General features: G+C 64.1%; 23 protein-coding genes. 22 read left to right on the forward strand and 1 reads right to left on the reverse strand.

Annotated elements, in window-relative coordinates:
* The first annotated feature begins 72 nt into the window (after positions 1-72).
* The 18 genes from OKW37_RS36995 (at position 73) to OKW37_RS37080 (ending at position 16343) form a co-directional block, all read left to right on the forward strand.
* Complete coding sequence (locus OKW37_RS36995) at positions 73-1251, forward strand: tetratricopeptide repeat protein (protein ID WP_429402333.1); 1179 nt, start codon at positions 73-75, stop codon at positions 1249-1251.
* 271 nt (positions 1252-1522) lie between these two features.
* A complete protein-coding gene (locus OKW37_RS37000) occupies positions 1523-1765 on the forward strand; it encodes a flagellar biosynthetic protein FliQ (RefSeq protein WP_260321071.1) in 243 nt (80 codons plus the stop codon).
* Positions 1766-1769: 4 nt separating this feature from the next.
* Positions 1770-2522, forward strand: a complete 753-nt coding sequence (locus OKW37_RS37005) for a flagellar biosynthetic protein FliR (RefSeq protein ID WP_429402332.1) — start codon at positions 1770-1772, stop codon at positions 2520-2522.
* Between the two features lie 2 nt (positions 2523-2524).
* Positions 2525-3595, forward strand: coding sequence for an EscU/YscU/HrcU family type III secretion system export apparatus switch protein (locus OKW37_RS37010; RefSeq protein ID WP_429402331.1), 1071 nt, complete (start codon positions 2525-2527; stop codon positions 3593-3595).
* Entirely contained in the window at positions 3592-5694 is a 2103-nt protein-coding gene (locus tag OKW37_RS37015) for a flagellar biosynthesis protein FlhA (protein ID WP_429402330.1), read from the forward strand. The genes OKW37_RS37010 and OKW37_RS37015 overlap by 4 nt, the downstream gene beginning before the upstream one ends.
* Positions 5695-5741: 47 nt before the next feature.
* Positions 5742-6464 (forward strand): flagellar hook-basal body protein, encoded by a 723-nt coding sequence (locus tag OKW37_RS37020; RefSeq protein ID WP_429402329.1) that lies wholly within the window; start codon positions 5742-5744, stop codon positions 6462-6464.
* 2 nt (positions 6465-6466) lie between these two features.
* Entirely contained in the window at positions 6467-7240 is a 774-nt protein-coding gene (locus OKW37_RS37025; RefSeq protein WP_429402328.1) for a flagellar hook-basal body protein, read from the forward strand.
* A 57-nt stretch (positions 7241-7297) separates the two neighbouring features.
* Entirely contained in the window at positions 7298-8479 is a 1182-nt protein-coding gene (locus OKW37_RS37030) for a transferrin-binding protein-like solute binding protein (RefSeq protein WP_429354695.1), read from the forward strand.
* A 522-nt stretch (positions 8480-9001) separates the two neighbouring features.
* Positions 9002-9271 carry a hypothetical protein gene (locus OKW37_RS37035; protein ID WP_429402326.1) on the forward strand — a complete coding sequence of 90 codons (270 nt, stop codon included), beginning with the start codon at positions 9002-9004 and terminating at the stop codon, positions 9269-9271.
* Between the two features lie 7 nt (positions 9272-9278).
* Complete coding sequence (locus tag OKW37_RS37040) at positions 9279-9866, forward strand: flagellar basal body L-ring protein FlgH (RefSeq protein WP_184058964.1); 588 nt, start codon at positions 9279-9281, stop codon at positions 9864-9866.
* A complete protein-coding gene (locus OKW37_RS37045) occupies positions 9866-11008 on the forward strand; it encodes a flagellar basal body P-ring protein FlgI (RefSeq protein ID WP_429402325.1) in 1143 nt (380 codons plus the stop codon). The genes OKW37_RS37040 and OKW37_RS37045 overlap by 1 nt, the downstream gene beginning before the upstream one ends.
* Positions 11009-11022: 14 nt before the next feature.
* Positions 11023-11388, forward strand: a complete 366-nt coding sequence (locus OKW37_RS37050; RefSeq protein WP_184058966.1) for a flagellar basal body rod protein FlgB — start codon at positions 11023-11025, stop codon at positions 11386-11388.
* Between the two features lie 4 nt (positions 11389-11392).
* Positions 11393-11866 (forward strand): flagellar basal body rod protein FlgC, encoded by a 474-nt coding sequence (flgC, locus tag OKW37_RS37055; protein ID WP_429402324.1) that lies wholly within the window; start codon positions 11393-11395, stop codon positions 11864-11866.
* Positions 11866-12201 (forward strand): flagellar hook-basal body complex protein FliE, encoded by a 336-nt coding sequence (gene fliE, locus OKW37_RS37060; RefSeq protein WP_184058971.1) that lies wholly within the window; start codon positions 11866-11868, stop codon positions 12199-12201. Before flgC ends, fliE begins: the two co-directional genes overlap by 1 nt.
* Positions 12202-12214: 13 nt before the next feature.
* Positions 12215-13759 (forward strand): flagellar basal-body MS-ring/collar protein FliF, encoded by a 1545-nt coding sequence (fliF, locus tag OKW37_RS37065; RefSeq protein WP_429402323.1) that lies wholly within the window; start codon positions 12215-12217, stop codon positions 13757-13759.
* The gene (locus OKW37_RS37070) at positions 13746-14312 is read left to right on the forward strand and encodes a hypothetical protein (protein ID WP_429402322.1); all 567 of its coding nucleotides are present in this window, start codon (positions 13746-13748) and stop codon (positions 14310-14312) included. Before fliF ends, OKW37_RS37070 begins: the two co-directional genes overlap by 14 nt.
* Complete coding sequence (locus OKW37_RS37075) at positions 14309-15022, forward strand: FliH/SctL family protein (RefSeq protein ID WP_429402321.1); 714 nt, start codon at positions 14309-14311, stop codon at positions 15020-15022. The genes OKW37_RS37070 and OKW37_RS37075 overlap by 4 nt, the downstream gene beginning before the upstream one ends.
* On the forward strand, positions 15015-16343 hold the full coding sequence (locus tag OKW37_RS37080) for a FliI/YscN family ATPase (RefSeq protein WP_429402320.1): 1329 nt from the start codon (positions 15015-15017) through the stop codon (positions 16341-16343). Before OKW37_RS37075 ends, OKW37_RS37080 begins: the two co-directional genes overlap by 8 nt.
* Before the next feature lie 4 nt (positions 16344-16347).
* On the opposite strand, the gene OKW37_RS37085 is transcribed toward OKW37_RS37080, so the two are convergent.
* Entirely contained in the window at positions 16348-16803 is a 456-nt protein-coding gene (locus OKW37_RS37085) for a hypothetical protein (protein WP_429402319.1), read from the reverse strand.
* Here OKW37_RS37085 and OKW37_RS37090 point away from each other — a divergent pair.
* The 4 genes from OKW37_RS37090 to OKW37_RS37105 are packed head-to-tail and all read left to right on the forward strand — an operon-like array spanning position 16803 to position 20021.
* The gene (locus OKW37_RS37090; RefSeq protein ID WP_429402318.1) at positions 16803-17576 is read left to right on the forward strand and encodes a hypothetical protein; all 774 of its coding nucleotides are present in this window, start codon (positions 16803-16805) and stop codon (positions 17574-17576) included. The genes OKW37_RS37085 and OKW37_RS37090 overlap by 1 nt on opposite strands.
* Entirely contained in the window at positions 17566-17988 is a 423-nt protein-coding gene (locus tag OKW37_RS37095) for a flagellar hook assembly protein FlgD (protein ID WP_429402317.1), read from the forward strand. Before OKW37_RS37090 ends, OKW37_RS37095 begins: the two co-directional genes overlap by 11 nt.
* A gap of 12 nt (positions 17989-18000) precedes the next feature.
* Positions 18001-19194, forward strand: a complete 1194-nt coding sequence (locus OKW37_RS37100) for a flagellar hook protein FlgE (protein ID WP_184011961.1) — start codon at positions 18001-18003, stop codon at positions 19192-19194.
* Entirely contained in the window at positions 19191-20021 is an 831-nt protein-coding gene (locus tag OKW37_RS37105; protein WP_429402316.1) for a FliM/FliN family flagellar motor switch protein, read from the forward strand. Before OKW37_RS37100 ends, OKW37_RS37105 begins: the two co-directional genes overlap by 4 nt.
* Positions 20022-20053 lie beyond the last annotated feature (32 nt).

Raw genomic sequence — 20053 nt, forward strand, 5'->3', positions numbered from 1 at the left:
GAAAAAGGGCTACTCACTTCCGATTCCTCACTTTCGGCTTTGTCCACCGACGCAGCGAACACCCGACGCCAAATGAACTCCACTTCCGAACACGCCGTTGCTTTGGCATCTGCCCGACTGACCCGGCTGCTTGCGTTCCTTGAGTCCGACCCCAACAACCTGTCGTTGCTAGGAGACGCCACCGCGTGCGCATTCGACGCACAGCAATTCGAACGGTGCGATGAACTGCTCGCACGTCAGCAAGCGCTCGGTGCGGTGCCGCCTGAGTCGATGCATCTGCGTGGACTGTGTGCCATGGCTCGTGGCAGATTCGAGGACGCGCTCCGGACATTCGCCGCGTTACCTGACGGTGAAAGCCATCCCGCGATTCGCTATAACAAAGCTTATGCGCACGCCATGCTCGGCGCTTTCGACGAAACGCTAGCACTGCTGGATGAAGGCGTGCTGACAACGATTCCGCAAGCCATCACGCTCCAAATGCGGTCGCTTCACCATCAAGGGCGCCTTGACGAGGTCATCGAAGTTGGTAAGCGGTATGCGGATCATCCGGAGACCGGCATCGAAGTCTGCGGACTCCTCGCCGCTGCTTTGTTCGATGCCGGACATCCCGACAGCGCGCAACAGTTCGCGTCTCTTGCAAAGAGCTCTCCCGACGGTCTCGCCATAGCTGGTTTGCTGGCACTCGGCGAAGGCCGCGAGTTCGACGCTATGGCGCTGTTCGAGCAGGCGCTGCGCAGCCAGCCGGCACACAGCCGCGCGCTTCTCGGCACAGGGCTCGTGCTACTCGAACAACACCGGTTCGCGCAGGCCGCGCAACACATCGACGCCGCATCCGAATCGTTCGGCACCCATGCGGGCTCCTGGATTGCGGCCGGCTGGGCCCATTTGCTCAATGGCGATCTGCAACTGGCGCGGTCGCGCTTCGAACAAGGCGCTCACCTAGATCGCGGTTTTGCAGAAGCCCCTGGCGCACTGGCCATCGTGGCGCTGCGGGAAGGCAGACTCGACGAGGCGCGTGCGCATATGAAGGTGGCGTTGCGGCTGGACCCCGAGTGTCTGTCCGCCGCGCTTGCGAAGAGTCTGCTCAGCACCTCCGCAGGCGATCAAAATACAGCGAGTCAAGTCCTTGATGCGGCATTGAATCGGCCCTTGGACCCACAAGGCAATACACTTGCAAAAGCGATCGCGAGAAAGGTGACCCGGAGCAATAAGACCCCTCCCCTTAACAAATCGTCACAAGAACTGGAATAGGCAAACGCCTGATTTTTCGCGAATGGTCGATCATCTGCGAAATAGAACCTGTCCTAAAAATACGTGACGATCGACTATTTTGATTTTGATATAAGCACCTACCTCTCTGATTAATCTGATTGCATTCGTTTTTGATTCGTTTGCCTCACTATTTTCATCCGTTCGCCTTACTATTTTCAATTTCACCACTTCCAATTCGAAAGAAAACTCCCCATAATGCGGCCCACTTAAACACGGGACCTCATCCATGTCGGCAGACCAGGCACTCCAAATGATGACGCAGCTGTTCTGGAACAGCTTCCTCATCGCGGGGCCAATTGTTATTGCCACGCTCGTGGTCGGTCTGCTGATCAGTGTCTTTCAGGTCGTCACGCAGCTGCAGGAAATGAGCCTGAGCTATGTGCCGAAGCTCGCGGTCGCCGTCATCGTGACGGTTTCGCTCGCCCCGTGGATGCTCGCGCGTCTGACCGGTTTCGCAGCGTCGCTTTTCCGCAGCATTCCTGATCTGGGCTAACGCAATGACAATCGAAGCCAGCACGAGCTGGACGCTCGGCGTTCTTCTTCTTTCGTTGCGAATCGGCCCGGTGTTCGTTCTTGCGCCGCCGTTCTCACAAACGCAGGTGCCCGCGCGGGTCCGCGTGTGCTTCGTGCTGGCGCTCGCCGCATGTCTGGCACATAGCGCTGCACCCGACGTCTACATCGACGGCGCAGCGCTACTCGTCGCCGCTGCAGCCGAATTGATGCTGGGCCTCGCGATCTGCTTCGCGTTCCAGGCCGCGTTTGCCGCGCTAACGTTTGCTGGCCGCGTGCTCGACGTCCAGGCCGGCTACGGTCTCGCGATGGTGATCGATCCGGGTTCGCGTGCACAGGCGCCGCTGTTCGGCACGATACTCACGCTGGTCGCGGGCCTGCTGTTTTTTGCTTCGGGCGGTCATCTCGAGCTAGTACGGCTTTTGATTGCGCTAACGAGCGTCATACCAGTCGGCTACGCGCGAGTCGCCGTCACTCCCGATGCGCTGATCGGCTATTTCGGCATTGCGCTCGGCATGGGTCTGTCGGTCATCGCGGCCGCAATGGTCACACTGTTTCTAATCGATGTAGCGATCGCCTTTCTCTCCCGCGCGTTGCCGCAAATGAACGCACTGATGTTGGGTCTGCAAGTCAAAGTCATCGCGACGCCCGTCATGATGGCGCTATCAGCGGGTCTACTCGCACCTGCGACATTGCGTTTGCTGACGCACGCATTGGCTTTCGTACCGTCCCTGGATTAGTCATGTCGGATACGGAACAGAACAAATCGGAACAGGCCACTGCTTACAAGCTCGAGCAGGCGCGCAAGAAGGGTATGGTGCCGCGCAGCCAGGAGCTCGGCATGGTGCTCGGCCTGCTTGCGAGTACCGGCTACCTGTCAGTGTGGGGCGGAGAAATGGCGGCACGTCTCGCTTCGCTCGGCGCTCATGCGCTGAGCGAAGCCGCGTCACTCGACGCAAGCGGCCGTGCGATGCCGGTCGCGTGCGCGGCGCTGCTGCTGCAGGGCGCGCACGCGGTTGCGCCACTGATTGCGATTGCGATGGGTAGCGCGCTACTGTCAGCGCTGATGCAGACCGGCTTCCTGTTAGCCCCCGGCGCACTCAGGCTGGACACCAGCAAGCTGAATCCGGTGCAAGGCCTCAGGCGTGTTTTCTCGATACAGACGCTGATCGAAGCCGCCAAGGCATGCTTCAAGATGGTCGTCTATGTGGCGATCATCCGTTTCACGATCGTCGATGCGGCCGTCTCGCTCGCACATGAGGACCTGTCCGCGGTACGCATTGCGCAGACGCTGCTCGCTAGCGGCGTCCACCTGCTTTTCATGCTGCTCGCGGCCGCGTCGGTGTTCGCGTTGCTCGACCAGGTGCTGGTGCGACGCTCATTCGCGAGAAAGATGCGTATGAGCCGCTACGAGCAGAAGCAGGAAATGAAGCAGCGCGAAGGCGATCCGCGCATCAAGCAGCGGCGCCGCCAGTTGCAGCGCGAATTGCTGCAGCGTTCGCGCAGCATGAAGGCAGTGCGTAGTGCGGACGTGATCGTCGCGAACCCGACGCATTATGCGGTCGGTCTGAAATACGATCCGTCACGGATGGCCGCGCCGCATGTCGTCGCCAAAGGGGCCGGCGATTTTGCACTGCGTCTGAAGAAGCTCGCCTTCATCTATGGCGTGCCGGTCATCGAGTCGCCACGTTTCGCCCGCGCGCTCTATTTCAAGGCAGTGCTCGAACGCGAGGTGCCGGGCGATCTGTATCGCGATACCGCGGCGATCTATTTGCAGGCGCGACGTGCGCCGTCGCAGGTGATGTCCGCATGACGCTTCGATCCCGCCTGCGCAATCATTCCGACCTCGCGCTCGTCTTCGCCGTCGTCGCGATCCTGTTGCTGCTGTTTACACCGATTCCGGCAGGGGCGCTCGACCTGTTCATCATCGTCAATTTCGCATTCGCGTTCACGATCCTGTTGATGACGTTTTACGTGTCGCGACCCGTCGAGTTCTCGACGTTCCCTTCCCTGCTGCTGATCGCGACGCTGTTCCGCTTGTCGCTGAACATCGCCGCGACCCGTCTGATCCTGTCCGGCGCCGAAGCGGGCCAGGTCATCGCGGCAATCGGCGCATTCGTCGTGCAGGGTAACTTCGTCATCGGCCTGATCGTCTTCTTCATCCTGATCGTCGTGCAATACGTGGTGGTCACGACCGGCGCGCAGCGCGTGTCGGAAGTCGCCGCGCGCTTCGTACTCGACGCGATGCCCGGCCAGCAGATGAGCATCGACGCCGACCTCAACATGGGTCTCATCGATCAGGACGAAGCGAAGCGCCGACGCAAGGCGCTCGAAAAGGAAGCTGGCTTCTACGGCTCGATGGATGGCGCGAGCAAGTTCGTCAAAGGCGATGCGGTAGCCGGCATCATGATCCTGCTGATCGACATTCTCGGCGGCTGGGCGGTCGGCGTCGCGCAGATGGGCATGCCGCTCAGCCAGGCAATGCAGACCTTCACGCTGCTGACGATCGGCGACGGCATCGTCACGCAGGTGCCCGCGCTGATCATTTCCGTCGCGACCGGCATCATCGTCACGCGCTCGTCTGCGGACGGGGAGCTCGGCAACGAGGTGCTGCGTCAGCTCGTGCAATTCCCGAAGATACAGATCCTCGTCATGGTCGCGCTGACCGGCCTGCTCGCGCTGCCGGGCATGCCGAAGTGGCCCGTGCTGATCCTTGCAACGATTGCGGGTGGCGCCTGGTGGATCGCGCGCCGCAAACGAAGTGCGGCGCCGGATAACCAGGCCGCGACGGACGGAGACGACAGCGACGCGGCCGCGGCCACCCAGGCCACCGATCTGCCGGCCGTCGAAGTGTCGTTCGGCGCCGCGCTGACGGCCGCATGGATCCCGACGCAAAGCTTGCTGGCCGAACGCATCGCGGCGTTTCGCAAACAGTACGCGGCCGAGATGGGCGTGTCCATTCCGCCCGTGGTGTTCCGCGACGGCGCGCAGCTTGGCTCCAACGACTACCGGATCCTGCTGTTCGGAGACCGCTTCGGTCAGGCAACGCTGTATCCGGAAAAAACACTCGCCATTCACTCGTCTGACAAGGGTGAGAAGGTGCCCGGCATCGCCACTCACGATCCGGCCTTCGGGCTGCCCGCGGTATGGATCGATACGGCCGACCTGTCGCGCGCGCGCTTGCTCGGTTACACCGCGGTCGATCCGCTGACCGTGCTGATCACGCACGTCACCGAGGTGATCAAGGCCAACGTACCCGCGTTGCTGTCGCGCACCGAAGTCGTCGCGATGCTCGAAGGAGTGCGTTCACGCACACCCGGCCTCGTCGAGGAACTCGTGCCGAACGTGCTCGCCGTCAGCGACGTGCAGCACGTCTTGCAGAATCTGCTGACCGAGCAGGTCGCGATCCGCAATATCGGCCTGATCGTCGAAGTGCTGGTCGACGCGGGTCGGCATGAAAAAGACCCTGCCGCGTTGAGCGAGCGTGTGCGCCAGCGGCTCGGCCGCGGCATCTGTCAGGCAATCCAGAGCGATCACGATGCGCTTGCGGTGCTGACGCTCGACCCCGCGCTCGAAAACGCGATCGTGCAGAACCTGCAGGGTGCTGACGGCGCAGGCGCGTTCGTGCTCGACCCGCGTCTGGCCGAAAGCTTCCTCGCCCGGCTCGCCGCGCAGGTCGACGCGATGATGCGGCAGAACCTCAAACCTGCGTTGCTGTGCCGCCCGGAAATTCGTCGTCATCTGAAAACCTTCACGCATCGTGTTGCGCCACGGCTCGCCGTGCTGTCGATGAACGAGGTTCCGCACTCGATCAGCCTGAGATCGTTCGCGATGGTCAGTCTCGACGCAACTGCGGCTCGGGCTCCCGCGCGCGCCGCGCAGCCCTCGAACGCTACAGCGCTCGCCGCCTGAGTGTCGAGCAGCTTGCCACCTGCCTGCCAAATTGAAACGGATTCCTGATGGATAACATGATGACTGTCGCGGCCAGCCTGATCTCGCACGAAACGCGCCGGATCGAAACCGTTGGGCAAAACCTCGCGAATGTGGCCACGCCCGGCTACAAGCGGCAGATCGCGTTCGACGACGTGCTGGCAGCCGGACGCACCGGGACGGTCCCTGTGTCTGCCATGCTCGCGCCGCCGCCAACCGGCATCGCCACCGACTTCTCCGCCGGCAAGCTGGTCCACACCGGCAATCCGCTCGATCTGTCGATCAGCGGCTCCGGCTTCTTCGAGGTCATGACAGCGAGCGGTCCGGCCTACACTCGGCTCGGCGCGTTCCAGCGCGATGCCGACGGACGTCTCGTCACGGCCCAGAATTGGGCGTTGCAAGCCGCGGGTGGCGGCGACGTGGTCTTGCGTTCGGGCAACTGGCAGATCGCCAGCGACGGCACGCTGATTGACGACGGCACGCCTTCGGCCGTGATACGCGTCGCAACTTTTACGGATCCGACCCAACTCGAGCGCCGCGCGGACGGCCTGTTTCATGCCACGGACGCGCAGGCCGTCGACGCCGAACAGCCGCACATCGCGCAGGGCTTTATCGAATCGTCGAACGTCGCGCTCGGCAACGACATGATGCAGATGATGGAGGCAATGCGCCGCGTCGAGTCCGGCCAGAAGCTCGTGCATGCGTACGACGACATGCTCGGCGCCGTTTTGCAGCGTTTGGGAGACATGTAAGCGTGAACATCGTTTTTTATATCGGCGCGATGGGCTTGAACGCGCAGCAGACAGCCGTCGACGTCACCGCGAACAACATCGCGAACATGAACACACCGGCGTTCAAGCGCGGCACGGTGTCCTTCAGCGAGTTGCTGACGTCGGCGGTCGCCCCACTCAGCCGCGCCCCGGCCAACGAAACCGTCACCATCGCCGCGGGCGTGGCGGCCGACCCGTCGCTGCACGTTTTCACGGCGGGCGAGTTGCGCCCGACCGGCAGCGCGCTCGATCTCGCGATTCGGGGCGACGGCTTCATCGAACTGGCGTCGGACTCGGGACCGGCCACGTTGTGGCGCGGCGGCACGCTGCACGTCGGGGCCGACGGTTATCTGACTGCGTCGAACGGCCTGCCGCTCAAAACGATGATTTCCGTTCCGCGCGACGCCTCCAGCATCACCATTTCGGCGACCGGCCAGGTGCAGGCGGTTCTGCCGAACCAGACCGACCCGATTGATCTCGGCGAAATCGAACTCGTGATGCCGACTGACGTGCGCGCGCTGCAATCGGCCGGCGACGGAATCTATCGCATTCAGGACGACGGGATCACTGTCAGCCGCGTGCGTCCCGGCGAAGACAACGCTGGGACATTGGCGCAAGGATTCAGCGAAGCCTCGAACGTGTCGCTGTCGGATGAGCTCGTCAGTCTGATGCTGTATCAGCGTGCGTATGCGTCGAATGCGCGACTCGTGCAGGCCGGCGATGAGTTGATGGCGATTGCGAATGGGTTGAAGCGGTAATCAGCGCTGGAATGCATCGACCGACATTCAACAGTGAGACGAACCCAAAAACACACCATGCAATTTACGTTCAAAAAAACGCTGCTCGCAGCGTGTTGCACGCTCACTCTCATCGGCTGCGGGGGCGGAGGTAACTCGGACAATGCGAGTTCGTCCAACGCCAGCGAACAAAACGCGGCGTCGAATCCCGATCGCGATTCGGGCAGCGTCGACGCGTCCGCCCCGAAAACGTCTGCGGAGACGCTACCCGGCGAGCCAACCTCACCGCCCGACAACGCAGGCGCGACGCCCCCGCCCGACGCCGAAGTCGGGCCGCCGACGCCGGGCTACGTGAAGATCGCCGACCTCCCTCTCGGGTCCATCGAAGGCGTGCAAAGCGTCGCGATGAACGCTCGTTCGAAGCTCAGCTATACCTTCCCGCCAGACCCTGTTGCTGTGATCGATTCGATTACGAACCCGGTTTCCGGGGATATCAAACTGCGGCTCGTTTCCAAATCGTCGGTCACCGGCGGCTATCTTTCGCAGATCGGCGCAAGCATGTCGGCCACGGCCAGCGTCGACGGTGCACCGACCGCGCCGTCATTCGACGAACTCGTGGTTTCCCTGATAAATAGTCAGAAGCGGATCCTCGGCATCAACTACGACATCTCATCCGGCAATCCGTTGAGGTTCGCGCTCGTACGCGGACAGAACGGTAGCGGTTATGTCGCGGCCGGCGCCTGGGAGGCGAGCCGAACCGCTATCTACGTCACCGACTATTGGGTCACCTCGGGCGGATTCGCATTTGGCAGCCAGACTCGCCCGGAAGACTTTGGCCAGATTCACTCGCGCACGTATGCCGGAGCGTTGGTCGGCAAGTTGCGCTATCAGACCGACTGGGTAGGCTCGCCGAGCTATCCGCTCGCCGGGGCTGTTATTCAGGGCGTGGCCGATATGGACGCGAGGAAGATCTCTTTTCAGGTGCCGAAGGTGACCAAGATCTCAGTGGCAAATGACTGGAGCGTGGCGGAAGCCGAAATGTCACCGCCTCTGTTCACCTGCGACGCCGACATCGATGTGGTCAACAACGCGTTCTCGTGCGATCTCAAATCGAACGACGGCTATCCATCAACCGGACGGATCAGCGGCCGGTTCTACGGCCCCAAAGGCGAGGAAATTGGTGGAGTACTGAACTACACCAACTGGTCGACCTTTCCGTTCAGTGAGGTCGTCGCCGGCTTCGCACTCACGATCAGATAAGGCCGCCCCGTGTTCGATCCAGGCGTGCCCGATCTCATGTCGCCTATCCGTTTTCGCCGGCTCGACCCGTTAGCCATCGCGCTTGCCTGCATGGCGGCGAGCGCGGCGGTTCACGCGTCCAGTACAACGCTGACATTCCGAAACGTCGCCGACTTCGACAGCAGCATAGTGCGATTCGGCGATGTCGCGGAGGTGAGCGCTTTGCCTGTCGCCTTGCAAAAGCAGGCGGCCGATCTCGTCGTCGCAAGGTTACGCGAAGCGGATGCGAGTGTTGCCATCGAGCCGCGGCGTCTGACCGAAGCGGCCCGACGGCAGATTCCGGCTCTCACGCCGTGGCTTGCGACGCAGGACGGACAACCGGCCGTCATCATCAGCCGACCTGTTCGCGCTACGCCTGATCCAGCGCGCGAAGTCCGGTCTGTGCCGGCGGCACGCTGCGTCGAACTACTTCGTGATCTCTCGAAAGGAGATGCAATCACGTTCGATAGCGTGCGCGGTATCGCGTGCCCGCAGAAGCTAGTCATGCGCGGCGTTCACTACGACGACAAAGCGCGCGTCGCGCGTGCGACTCAAAACCTCGTGCCCGGCGACGTGATAACCGGCATCCCCTCACAACGTCTCGCCCAGGTCATTCGCGGCGAACGCATTGTGGCCGTCGTACGAACGGGTGCCGTCACCGTCTGGCGAACCGGCATCGCATTAACGGACAGCGCGAGTGGCCGCGTAACCATGATCGCGACAGGCGATCACGACATCGTGGCCATTCCTGCTACCACCTCGCTGTCGAAGTAACTCAGTCATGCAACCCAAGATCCGTTCAACGCTGGCAACGATAGGCATCGCCTGGTGCGCGCTCACGCCCACCCACGCCGCCGACCTCTTCCACAGCGACGCCTACCAGTCGCTGACCTCGGACCGCCGCGCCTCGCGCCCGGGCGACATCGTCACGATCCTCGTCTATGAGAACTCGACCGCGAGCAATACTGCGGACACGTCGACCAAAACGAACGTGGCTGTGCAGGGCAACGTGTCGACGATGTGGGCCGGCAGCAATGCTGCGCAGATCGGCCTCGGCGATAACTACGGCGGACGCGGACAGATCCAGCGCACGGGCCGTTTGCTCGCGCAGATCAGCGCGCGTGTGGAGGCGACTGAGCCGAATGGTGACCTGATCGTCGCCGGCGAACAGGCGATCGACGTCAACGGCGAAAAGACGCGCATCCATCTGCAAGGCCGCGTGCGTCCGGTCGACATCGCCGCGAACAACACAGTGCAGTCGAACCGCCTCGCGGACGCGAAGATCGACTACGTCGGCGAAGGCTTCATCACCGATCGGTCGAGACCCGGCCTCATTCCCCGCTTTCTCGCATGGTTGGGCTTATGGTAATGCGGCTCTCTTCTCGCACGATGCGGGTCATCCAGGCCGTACTGCTGCTCGTATGCGCGATGGCCGCGGGCAGCGGTCCAGCGCACGCGGCAAATGAAGTGCGCCTCAAAGACCTCGGACGCTTTCTCGGCTGGCGCGACAACGTGCTCGTCGGCTACGGAATCGTGTCGGGTCTCGCGGGCTCGGGCGACACGCCGCGCAATCAGGCCACGCGCCAGGCCATGGTGAACATGATGTCGCAGTTCGATCTGAATCTGACCCAGGACCAGATCCAGAGCCGCAACGTCGCCATGGTCATGATTACGGCCTCGCTGCCGCCGACCGCCAACATCGGCGACCGGATCGACATCAACGTCACGTCGATGGGCGATGCACGCAGCCTGTCGGGCGGCACGCTGATCATGACGCCGCTGCGCGGCCCCGACCGCAAGACGTACGCACTCGCGCAAGGACCGATAACGGTCGGCGGCTACCGCTTCGACGCCAACGGCAATCTGCGCCAGAAAAATCATCCGACGGTCGGTACCGTGCCGCAAGGTGCGATCGTCGAAGTACCGGTGCGCGCCGAGCTCGTCACGCGGGACGGCTATCTGAACTTCGTCCTGCGCAATGCGGATGCGACCACGGCAGAGCGCATCGCACAGCGTATCAACCAGGCGTTCGGCGCCAGCAGCGCGCGCTCGCTCGACGCGGAAACCGTCCAGATCCGCGCGCCCGGTGAAGGCAGCGCGCTCAACAGTTTCGTAGCGCGCGTGGAGACGCTCGGCGTCGTGCCCGATCAGGGCTCACGTGTCGTCATCAACGAACGCACGGGCACCGTGGTCGCCGGCGGCGACACGCACATCTCGCCGATCACGATTTCGCACGGCGACATTCGCGTGACGGTCACGACCGAATACTCGGCATCGCAACCCGAGCAGATCGGCATTGCGGACCGCGGCGTGCGCAGCCTCGTGATCGGCAACAGCGATCTTTCCGTCGACGAACCCGGCCAGACCGTCGCCGCAACGTTCCCCTACGGCTCGGTCGGCGAACTCGTGCAAGCGCTCTCGCGCAGTCGTGTCAGCACCCGCGACGTGATCGCGATTCTCGAAGCCATCAAGGCGGCGGGCGCGTTGCACGCCGACATCATCGTTCAATAACAGGAGGAACCGCTATGACGATCAATCTCGTCGCCGCCATCGCCGGCAAGGCCCTCGACGGGCTGTTCGCACGGCAAACGGCCACCGCGCAGAACGTGGCCAACGCCGGCTCGGCGAATTTCACGCCGCTGCGGGTGTCGTTCGAGGATGCCTTGCGCGACGCCGCCGCGTTGCACCCCGGCGACACGCCGGCCAGCGTGCTCGCGCGTGTCGCGGGTGTCGCGCCCCGCATCGACGCGCCGCTGCCGCTCGCCTCGAATACCGTGCGAATCGACGACGAAATTGCTACGGCATCTGAAACCTCGGCACGCTACGCGATGCTGGCCGGTATGCTCGATCGCACGATGCAGATCGAGAAACTCGCGATAGGCGGAGGCTGAACCGATGACCGATTCCATCTTCGCGATTGCGCGCTCCGGACTCGACGTCGAGCGCCAACGCATGGAAGTCATTGCGCAGAACCTGGCCAATGCGGGCACGACGCGCACGGCAAGCGGCGCGTCTTATCAGCCGCTGCGGCTCGTGTCGGGGCCGCGCCTGGCCGCAGGGGACTTCCCCGGTCTGCTCGGCAACGGCGGCACGCCCGGTGCGCACGGCGCCGCGGGACTTCCCACCACGCATGGGCTCGGGGGCGTGCAGACGTATGGCATCGAGACGGTCGACGCGCCGCCGCGCCTCGTCTACGACCCGTCGCATCCGCACGCGGACGCGAAAGGCTTCGTGTCCTACGCCGGTCTCGATCATGCCGGCGAGATGGCGCTCATGGTGCAGACGTTGCGCGTGTACGAAGCCAACACGGTGATGTTCAACGCGGCACGCTCGATGTATATGCGTGCCCTCGAAATGGGGAGCCACTGATGAGCATCGCCGTCATCTCCGCGCTCGAACCGGGCTTTCTCGCGCCGACGTGGCAAACCGGCCTGGCGCCGTCGCTCGCGCCGCAAGTGGAGCAAGGCCTCGGCGCGACCACTCAACCCGGCTTCGGCGCTCTACTCGTCGATGGCCTGCAATCGGTCGACACGCAGGTCAGCACCGCCAATGCAGCGATTGCCGACTTCGCGCTCGGCGCGGACCTGCCGCCGCATCAAGTGATGATGGCGCTCGAACAGGCCCGCATATCGCTGCAATTCGCGTTGCAGATCCGCTCGCGCCTCGTCGAGGGCTACCAGGAACTGATGCGGATGCAACTCTGAAATGGAAGCCAGCATGTCCCGCTTCAAGTCGTTTTTTGCCGATGCGCCGCGCGAGCGGCAATTCTTGATGGTCGGCGCGCTATCACTGCTGCTATGCGGCGCGATGGCAGCCGCGTTCTTCCTGTCACGGCCCGGCTATCAGGTCCTGTTCCGCGATCTGAAGCCGCAGGACGCGTCCGCGCTCGTGGCCGAACTCGACAAACAGAAGGTACCCTACCGGATCGACGACGAGACCTCCGCGATTCTGGTGCCCGCCGGCGATACGCGCGCACTGCGTCTGAAGCTGATGAGCAGCGATCTGCGCCTGCACGGCGCGGTCGGCTTCGAGCTGTTCAATAACTCAGATCTCGGCCTCACCGAGTTCGCGCAGAAGGTCAACTATCAGCGCGCGTTGCAAGGCGAACTCGCGCGCACGATCATGACGCTCGACGAGATCGACCTCGCGCGCGTGCATCTGACGCTGCCCGAGTCGTCGCTGTTCCGGCGCGATGCGGCGCGGCCCAAGGCCTCGGTCGCGCTGTTCATGCGCGACGGCCAGGCGCTCGCTCCCGAAACGGTGCGCGGCATCCAGCGGCTCGTGGCCGCCGCGGTGCCCGAGCTGTCCGCCAACGACGTCACTGTGCTCGATCAACGCGGCAGCGTCGCGGGCACGAAAGCCGGCGAAAACGCGCTGACCGACGACCCGCATTTCACGTTGAAGCAGGCGATCGAGCAACGCTACGAACGTAAGATCCTTACGCAGATTGCGCCGCTGGTCGGCGACGGTCATGTGAGCGTCAGCGTCGACGCGGCGCTTGACTTCGCGCAGACGCGCACGACGCGCGAGTCGGGTGTCACCCGGCCCATCGTCAACGCCGACGGCGCGGCCAGCGCCACGCCGCCGCTACCGTCAACGAAAAACGCAAATGCGTTGCCGCCCGCTGGCACGCCACCGCTGCCCGCAATGCCCTCCGTGGAGGGGACAAAGACCGATCGCAGTCTCGAGCAGATCGTGTCGGAACCCGGTTCGATCCGCCGGCTATCAGTCGGCATCGTCCTCGACCATGCCTTGCCGCAAGACGATATGACACGCATAAACGCGATGCTGGGCGCGTCGATCGGTTTCGACGCGGCGCGCGGTGATGTGCTGTCTATCTATGTGCGTCACTCCGGCGACGTAGCGACGAGTGCGGTTGCGCAAACGACGCCCGCGAACGCCGGCGTTGCGGCACCAGTCGAGCCCGATGCGAGCGCGGATCTGGAGGCCGGCGCCACGATTCGCGACGCATCCGAACCCGTCGCATTGGCCGTCGCAAAGTCCGCTGCACGCGACGCCGACGCACGGCGCGTGGAGGCTGTGGTCCAACACCTCGCGCAATGGATGGCCAGTCATCCGACCGCCGGCGTTTGCTCTGCCCTGTTGCTCGTCGGCATCATTGGTGCGTTGCTCGCGATGCGCCGGCGTCGTGCTTCCCGTCGCTCGTCGTCACGTGCTTTGAGTCTGCATCAGCGCGAAGCCTACGTGCTGCGCTTGCGTGCGCTGCTCGCCGAAGAAGGAGAGCAGCATGGCCACGCCTGAGCGCGACGCATCGCGCGAACGCCGTCTGAGGCGCGCGGTTGCCGATCTGAGCAGGCTTGCGATCGACGATATCGAGGCGATCTGGAGCGCGCTCTCGCACGACGAGCGCGCGCGCTTGCGACCGCTGCTCGCTGACGCGGCGCGCGTCGCACCCGGAAATCTGGTGGCGGCGATGACGGCCCCGGCGACAGATGACCGCGTTGCGATTGCCAGCGACGGCCATTCGCCTGAAGACGCGCGACTCTCCGCATCACGGCTTGCGCGTTTCGCCGAGACCTTGCCGCATGAACTGCTTTGCCGGTTGATGTCTTGCGTGAACGCACCGACCCGCGAGGCCGTGATCGCTGCGTTGCCGCCCGAGCGCCGCGCAATGCTCGCGCCACATGGTCGTGCATATGACATCACGGAGCGCGCGCGTTCGGCGTTGCAGGCCGCGGCGCTCACAGCCAGCGCGCAACTCGGCGATATCTCTGATGATGACGGCAAGCCGCCGCAGGTCGAACCATTGCGGCTCCGCCAGAAGCTTCGCCGCTGGATGGGGCGGTCCGCATGAGTCTGCTGCTGAAAGCCGCGCAGGTCACGCTGGGCAGCGGACGCAAGACGCTCGGTCGAGCCACGCTGGTTGCCGTAGCCGCCGAGCCGTCCGAACACGTGCCGGTGCAAGTTCAGCACGCTTTCCAAACCGACGCACAGATCGACGAACTCAGACGCGAACTGGCGGAACTCGCGCAAACGCATGCCGAGCAAATCCTCGACTTCGAGGAACGGGAACGCGCCGCCTATCAGCGAGGCATCGAAGAAGGCATCGAAAAGGGGGTAGCGCGCGTCAAGCTCGATCACGTGCAGCGGATCGAAGCACTCGTCGCCGGTATCGACGCGGCGCTCGCTGCGTTGCGCGACCGCCTGCAAGCAGTCGAAAGCCTCGCGCTCGATGTGGCACAAGCCGCGCTGCGGAAAACCCTCGGCGACACCACTGCGTGTGCGGCGCTCGTCGTGCAAACCGCGCGCCATCATCTCGCGCAGATCGCGGCGGGCTCGGCGATCGGCGTGCGCGTGTCCGCGAAGGACTTTGCTGACGCCGATGCGCTGCGCGACGCATTCGCCACGCTCACGCGCGATACCGCACTGACGGTCGACGCCGATCCGCAATTGGCTGCCGGCGCGTGCCTGATCGATCTGACACTCGGCCGCCTCGACGTGAGCCTGCCGCGGCAGCTCTCGCATTTCAATCGCACGCTCGACGAACTTCGCGCCGATGACTGACCGTCCCTCGCTCCACCGCTATCTTGCCGCAATGCGTCAGGTCGATCCGGCGACCCGGGTCGGCGCGATCACGCGCGTAATGCCGACGTTCGTCGAAGCGGACGGACCCGGCGTGCCGCTCGGCTCGCGCTGCTCACTCGGCGCGCCGGGTCCGCAGCAATGCGAGGCGGAAGTCGTCAAGGTCGAGGTGGGCCGCGTCACGCTGGCGCCGTACACGTCGACGGCAGGGATCTGCGTTGGCGACCCGGTGTGCGCGATGCGAGTGGGAGCAACGATCCCCGTTGGGCCACGCTGGCTCGGACGCGTCGTCGATCCCCTGGGCCGGCCGCTCGACGGCGGTGCACCGCTTCCCGCGAACGACGCCTCATGGCCGCTCGCCGGCGTCTGCACGCCGCCGCTCGATCGCCTCTCGCCGGTCGAGCCGCTGGAGACCGGCATTCGCGCGCTCGACGGCCTGCTAACGCTTGGCGTCGGCCAGCGCGTGGGCATTTTTGCGGGCAGCGGCGTCGGCAAAACGACCCTGCTCGCGAGCCTCGCGCGCCACGTCGAAGCCGACGTCTGCGTGCTGTGCCTCGTCGGCGAGCGGGGCCGCGAAGCGGAGGAGTTCTGGCAGCGTGCGCTGTCCGACAGCGCGCGCGCCCGCTCCACGATGGTGGTCGCAACCTCCGACCAGCCTGCCATGATGCGCGCCCGCAGCGTGCAGGTGGCGCTGTCGCTCGCCGAGTATTTTCGTGCGCAGGGCGCGCACGTGCTGCTGCTTCTCGATTCGGTCACGCGCTATGCGCTCGCGCTGCGCGAGATCGGCCTCGCCGCCGGCGAGCCGCCGACCGTTCGCGCGTACACACCGGGCGTGTTCGCCGCGCTGCCGAAAATCGTCGAGCGGTGCGGCGCAATCAGGAACAGTGGCGCGATCACCGCGCTGATGACCGTGCTCACCGAGACCGACGACATCGACGATCCGATGGCCGAGACGATGCGCGCGCTGCTGGACGGCCATATCGTGTTGACGCGCGAACTCGCCGAACAGGGTCACTACCCGGCGATTCAGGTGCCGAGAAGCATTAGCCGCGTGATGCAGTACGTCGCTGAGCCCAACGAACGGCGGCTCGCCGCCGAAGCCGTCGCGCAGCTTGCAGCGTACGAAGCGTCGCGCACGCTCGTCGAATCGGGGCTTTACGCGCCAGGCAGCAACCCGGCGCTCGATCGCGCGCTGCAACAGCGCGCCGCGCTAATCGATTTTCTGCGTCAGGCCCCTGATGCGACGACGCCGCGCGCGACGACCATCAACGCGCTCGCTGCTTTGCTTCGGGAAGTTGCATGACGAGTCATTCATGAAAAAACGCCGCCAGTTTGAAACGGCACGAGAGATCGCCGACTTGCGTCGACTGCAACTGGAACGCGCGCGCCTGGATACCGTGCGAGTCATTCAACTCCATCAGCGCAGCCACGCACGCGAACAATCGCTTTGTGCGAGCCTCGACGCCCATGTCGCGCAATGGCGCGACGCGTTGCAGGCGCCGGACGGCTTGTCGCCTGCGCTCGCGGCCAATTGGGCAGGCGCGCTCGCCTCGGCTCGCGCCGCCCATCTGCACGCGCAACAGGACACACGCGATGCCGCAAGCCGTGTCGAACGACAGCGCGCAGTGCTGGCGCGCCACGAACAGCAAACCGAGCACGCTTGCGGCGTGGCCGCCAGGGTCGAGCGGCAATTCGAACTTCAGCGCGACGAGCAGCGTGCGAGCCGGATCGAGGACATGTATCTGTCGCGGGAGGAGCGCCAATGAAGCTCACCGTATTTCCAACGTGGCGCAATGCGCCGATGTCCACAGCAAGTTCGCCCAAGCCCGATGCCAGGCATGCGGCGTTCGATCAGGTATTGCGGGTGATGGAGAAAGTCATGTGGTCGGGCGCGAAGGCCGGCGCGTTGAACGAAGATCCTACGCCCGCACGACAGCGACGCACGCCAGCGGAACGTTATGACAACGCGCCGGCATTCGACGCCCGCTCCTATGCTCGCGATAGATCCGTTGACCATGCGAGCGAGCCGCGCGGCTGTGCATCGGCGAGATCCGCTCGCATCGATGCCGAATCGCATGCGCGCGACACCGAGCCTGCGCTCCCTGACCACGATGGCGCTCACGCCGGGCACGTCACCGGGTCGCCGGTCACGGTCGCCAGTTCGTCTTTCTCAGCATCGGGCAGCACTGTTCACGACGCACTGTCGCGCGAACAGGCCGTACCGTACAGGGCCGCTCGTATCACTTCGTCCGCCGCATCGATCGCCTCACGAGCCGCTAAGGCCGCTAATACCGAGAGCGGCGCCAGCGCCGGGAGCGCGCCAACGCCCTATCGTCTTACCGTGATGACCGGCGAAGCCGGCGTGTCGATCGCATTACGCATCAACCATGCGATCACGAACGCGGACGAACCCGACGCCCGCGCCCAGCGCGCCCTCGACGAGCTGCGCCGCGCCGTACCGCGCGCCGTGCGAGTCGTCGTCAACGGCGTCGAACACTTTCCGACTACATCGCAAGGCATCGCTCATGGCCACTAATCCGATCAGCTCGAGCAGCGACGTCGGCAACCGCATCGATTCGATCGGTCTCGACATGCAATCGCTGCTGCAGATCATCCTGACGCAGCTCACCTATCAGGACCCGCTAAAGCCGGTCGACAACTTCGAGTTCGTGTCGCAGCTCGCGCAGTTCACGTCGCTCGAACAGACACGCCAGATCACGGACAAGATCGACGACCTGCTGTCGGTCCAGTCAGCCACGCAGACGCTCGGCCTGCTCGGCCACAACGTCGACGTGCAGACCGACACGGCGCTGCTGAGCGGCATCGTGAAGAGCGTGTCGTTCAAGGATTCTCAGCCGCAATTGACGATCGAAACCGAGAGCGGCGAATTTCTGACGAACGCCAATATTTCGCAGATCGTCGCAGTGCGCCAGACGAGTGGTTCTTAAAGGAGAGTTTCCATGCTGGAAAGCATTTACATCGGCATGAGCGGGTTGACGGCGTACGCGAAGGGCCTGCAAACCATCAGCAATAACGTCGCGAACCTGAACACCGCGGGCTTCAAGACCTCGACGCCGGGGTTCGCCGATCTGTATTACGGCCAGCAGTTTGCGCGGGGCGAACCAGGCGCGATGAACACGACGCAATTCGGCAGCGGCGTCGAGTACGGTTACTCGTCGTTGAATTTCGCGCAGGGTGATCTGCGCGTGAGTAACGGCCAGCTCGATCTTGCAATTCAGGGCAAGGGCTTTCTGACGCTGCTCGATGGTGACACCGCACGTTACGCCCGCACCGGTCAGTTCGCGGTCGGCAACGACGGCTTTATCGAGGACAAGGCGACGGGATTGAAACTCGCGGCCTTGACCGCATCGGGCAGCCTCGGTCCGATTTCGCTCGCCGGCAAACAGATCAGCCCACCGCAGGCGACGACGGTGATCAGGTTTTCCGACAATCTGTCGACGGGTTCGACCAGCTTCTCGATTCCGGACGTTGACGTCTTTGACGCGAACGGCGGCAAGCACACGCTGACAATCGCGTTCGCGCCCGATTCGAGCATCGTTCCCGGGCGCTGGCAGGTGACCGTCTCCGACGAAAACAACATACCGGTCCAGCAGGGCACGCTGCAGTTCAACGGTGGTATTCCCGAGCCCGGACGCGACCGGATCGACTTCACGCTGACTTCCGCCGACGCGCCGCCGCTCACCGTCACACTCGATTTCTCGACCGGCGTCACCGGCTTCTCCGCCGGCAGCTTCTCGAGCCTGCGTGTGTCGGACAAGGACGGCTACGGGACCGGTACGTTGTCGTCGATGAACGTCGACGTCGATGGACGACTGGTGCTGCAATACTCGAACGGACAAACCGATGAGCTCGGCACGATCGCGCTCGCGAGCTTTGCGAATCCGCAGCAACTGGTGCAACAGGGGAATGGTCTATTCGATGCGTCGCACGCGTCGCCGCCGCAATATCGCACCAGCAATGGCGCGGGCGTTGGGCAACTGCTCGCGGGCGCGACCGAGGCGTCGAACGTCGATCTATCGACGGAGTTTGGTCAACTGATCCTGATTCAGCGCGGCTTCCAGGCGTCGTCGCAGGTTATCAGTACCGCCAACGAAATGATCATGCAGCTGTTCCAGATGCGAGGTCAGGGATGAGCGTCGTGCCAATCCGCTGGCGGCCGCTCGGCGCGCGCGATCTCGCAGCCGGCGCGGCGTGGTTTGCGCGCGCAATCGATCCGTGGCGGCAGGCGTGGCTGGCCGCGCCCGAGCTCACTGTCGAAGCCGTGGACTTGCTCGATCCGTTCGACAGCGCGCCGCCTTCGGGCCAATGCGAGTCGTGGTCAATCGGCGACAACGTCTGGCTATTCACCGAGCCTCGGCAGATCGTCATGCTGGTCAACGAGACGCTCGATCTGCCGAAGACGTTCGCCCTGACCGACGACGCTCGCGCGCCCCTGCTCGCGGACGTCGGCAAGCAGCTTGTCGACGAACTGCTCGATGCGATCGGTGCGGCGTTATCTCCTGGGCAACAGTCCGCTGCCCGCGTCCGTACGACAGGAAACGCCGATACACCGCGTCTTCGTTTTGGCGGCGCCTGCTTCCGAATACGGAACACGAGCGGCGAGACCGTCTTGACGCTCGTCTGCGGCGCGCCGGCGCTGTGGTCGTGTTTGCCCGTCAGCAAGCCGACGGTTCATGGAGCGAACTCACCGGCCACCACGCGTCGCACCACGGCCGTCGAATCGAGCCGCGTATCGCTCTGGGCGATGCTCGGGCAGTGCGAACTGAGCGTGCCGCAACTGGCCACGCTCGCCGTTGGCGACGTCATCCGACTCGACCAGACGATTTCCGAGCCGATCCCGTTGCTGGTGGCGCAGTCCGATTGCGGACGACTCACCCCCATCGCCGCCGGCACGCCTGGACAACACGGCGGCAAATTATCCATTCAACTGACTTCGATAGCTGGGCCCGATACCCCATGACTCTGAGTACCCCACCCACCCGACCGCTCGTC

This window comes from Paraburkholderia sp. MM5482-R2 (assembly GCF_050436125.1).
Taxonomy (GTDB): domain Bacteria; phylum Pseudomonadota; class Gammaproteobacteria; order Burkholderiales; family Burkholderiaceae; genus Paraburkholderia; species Paraburkholderia tuberum.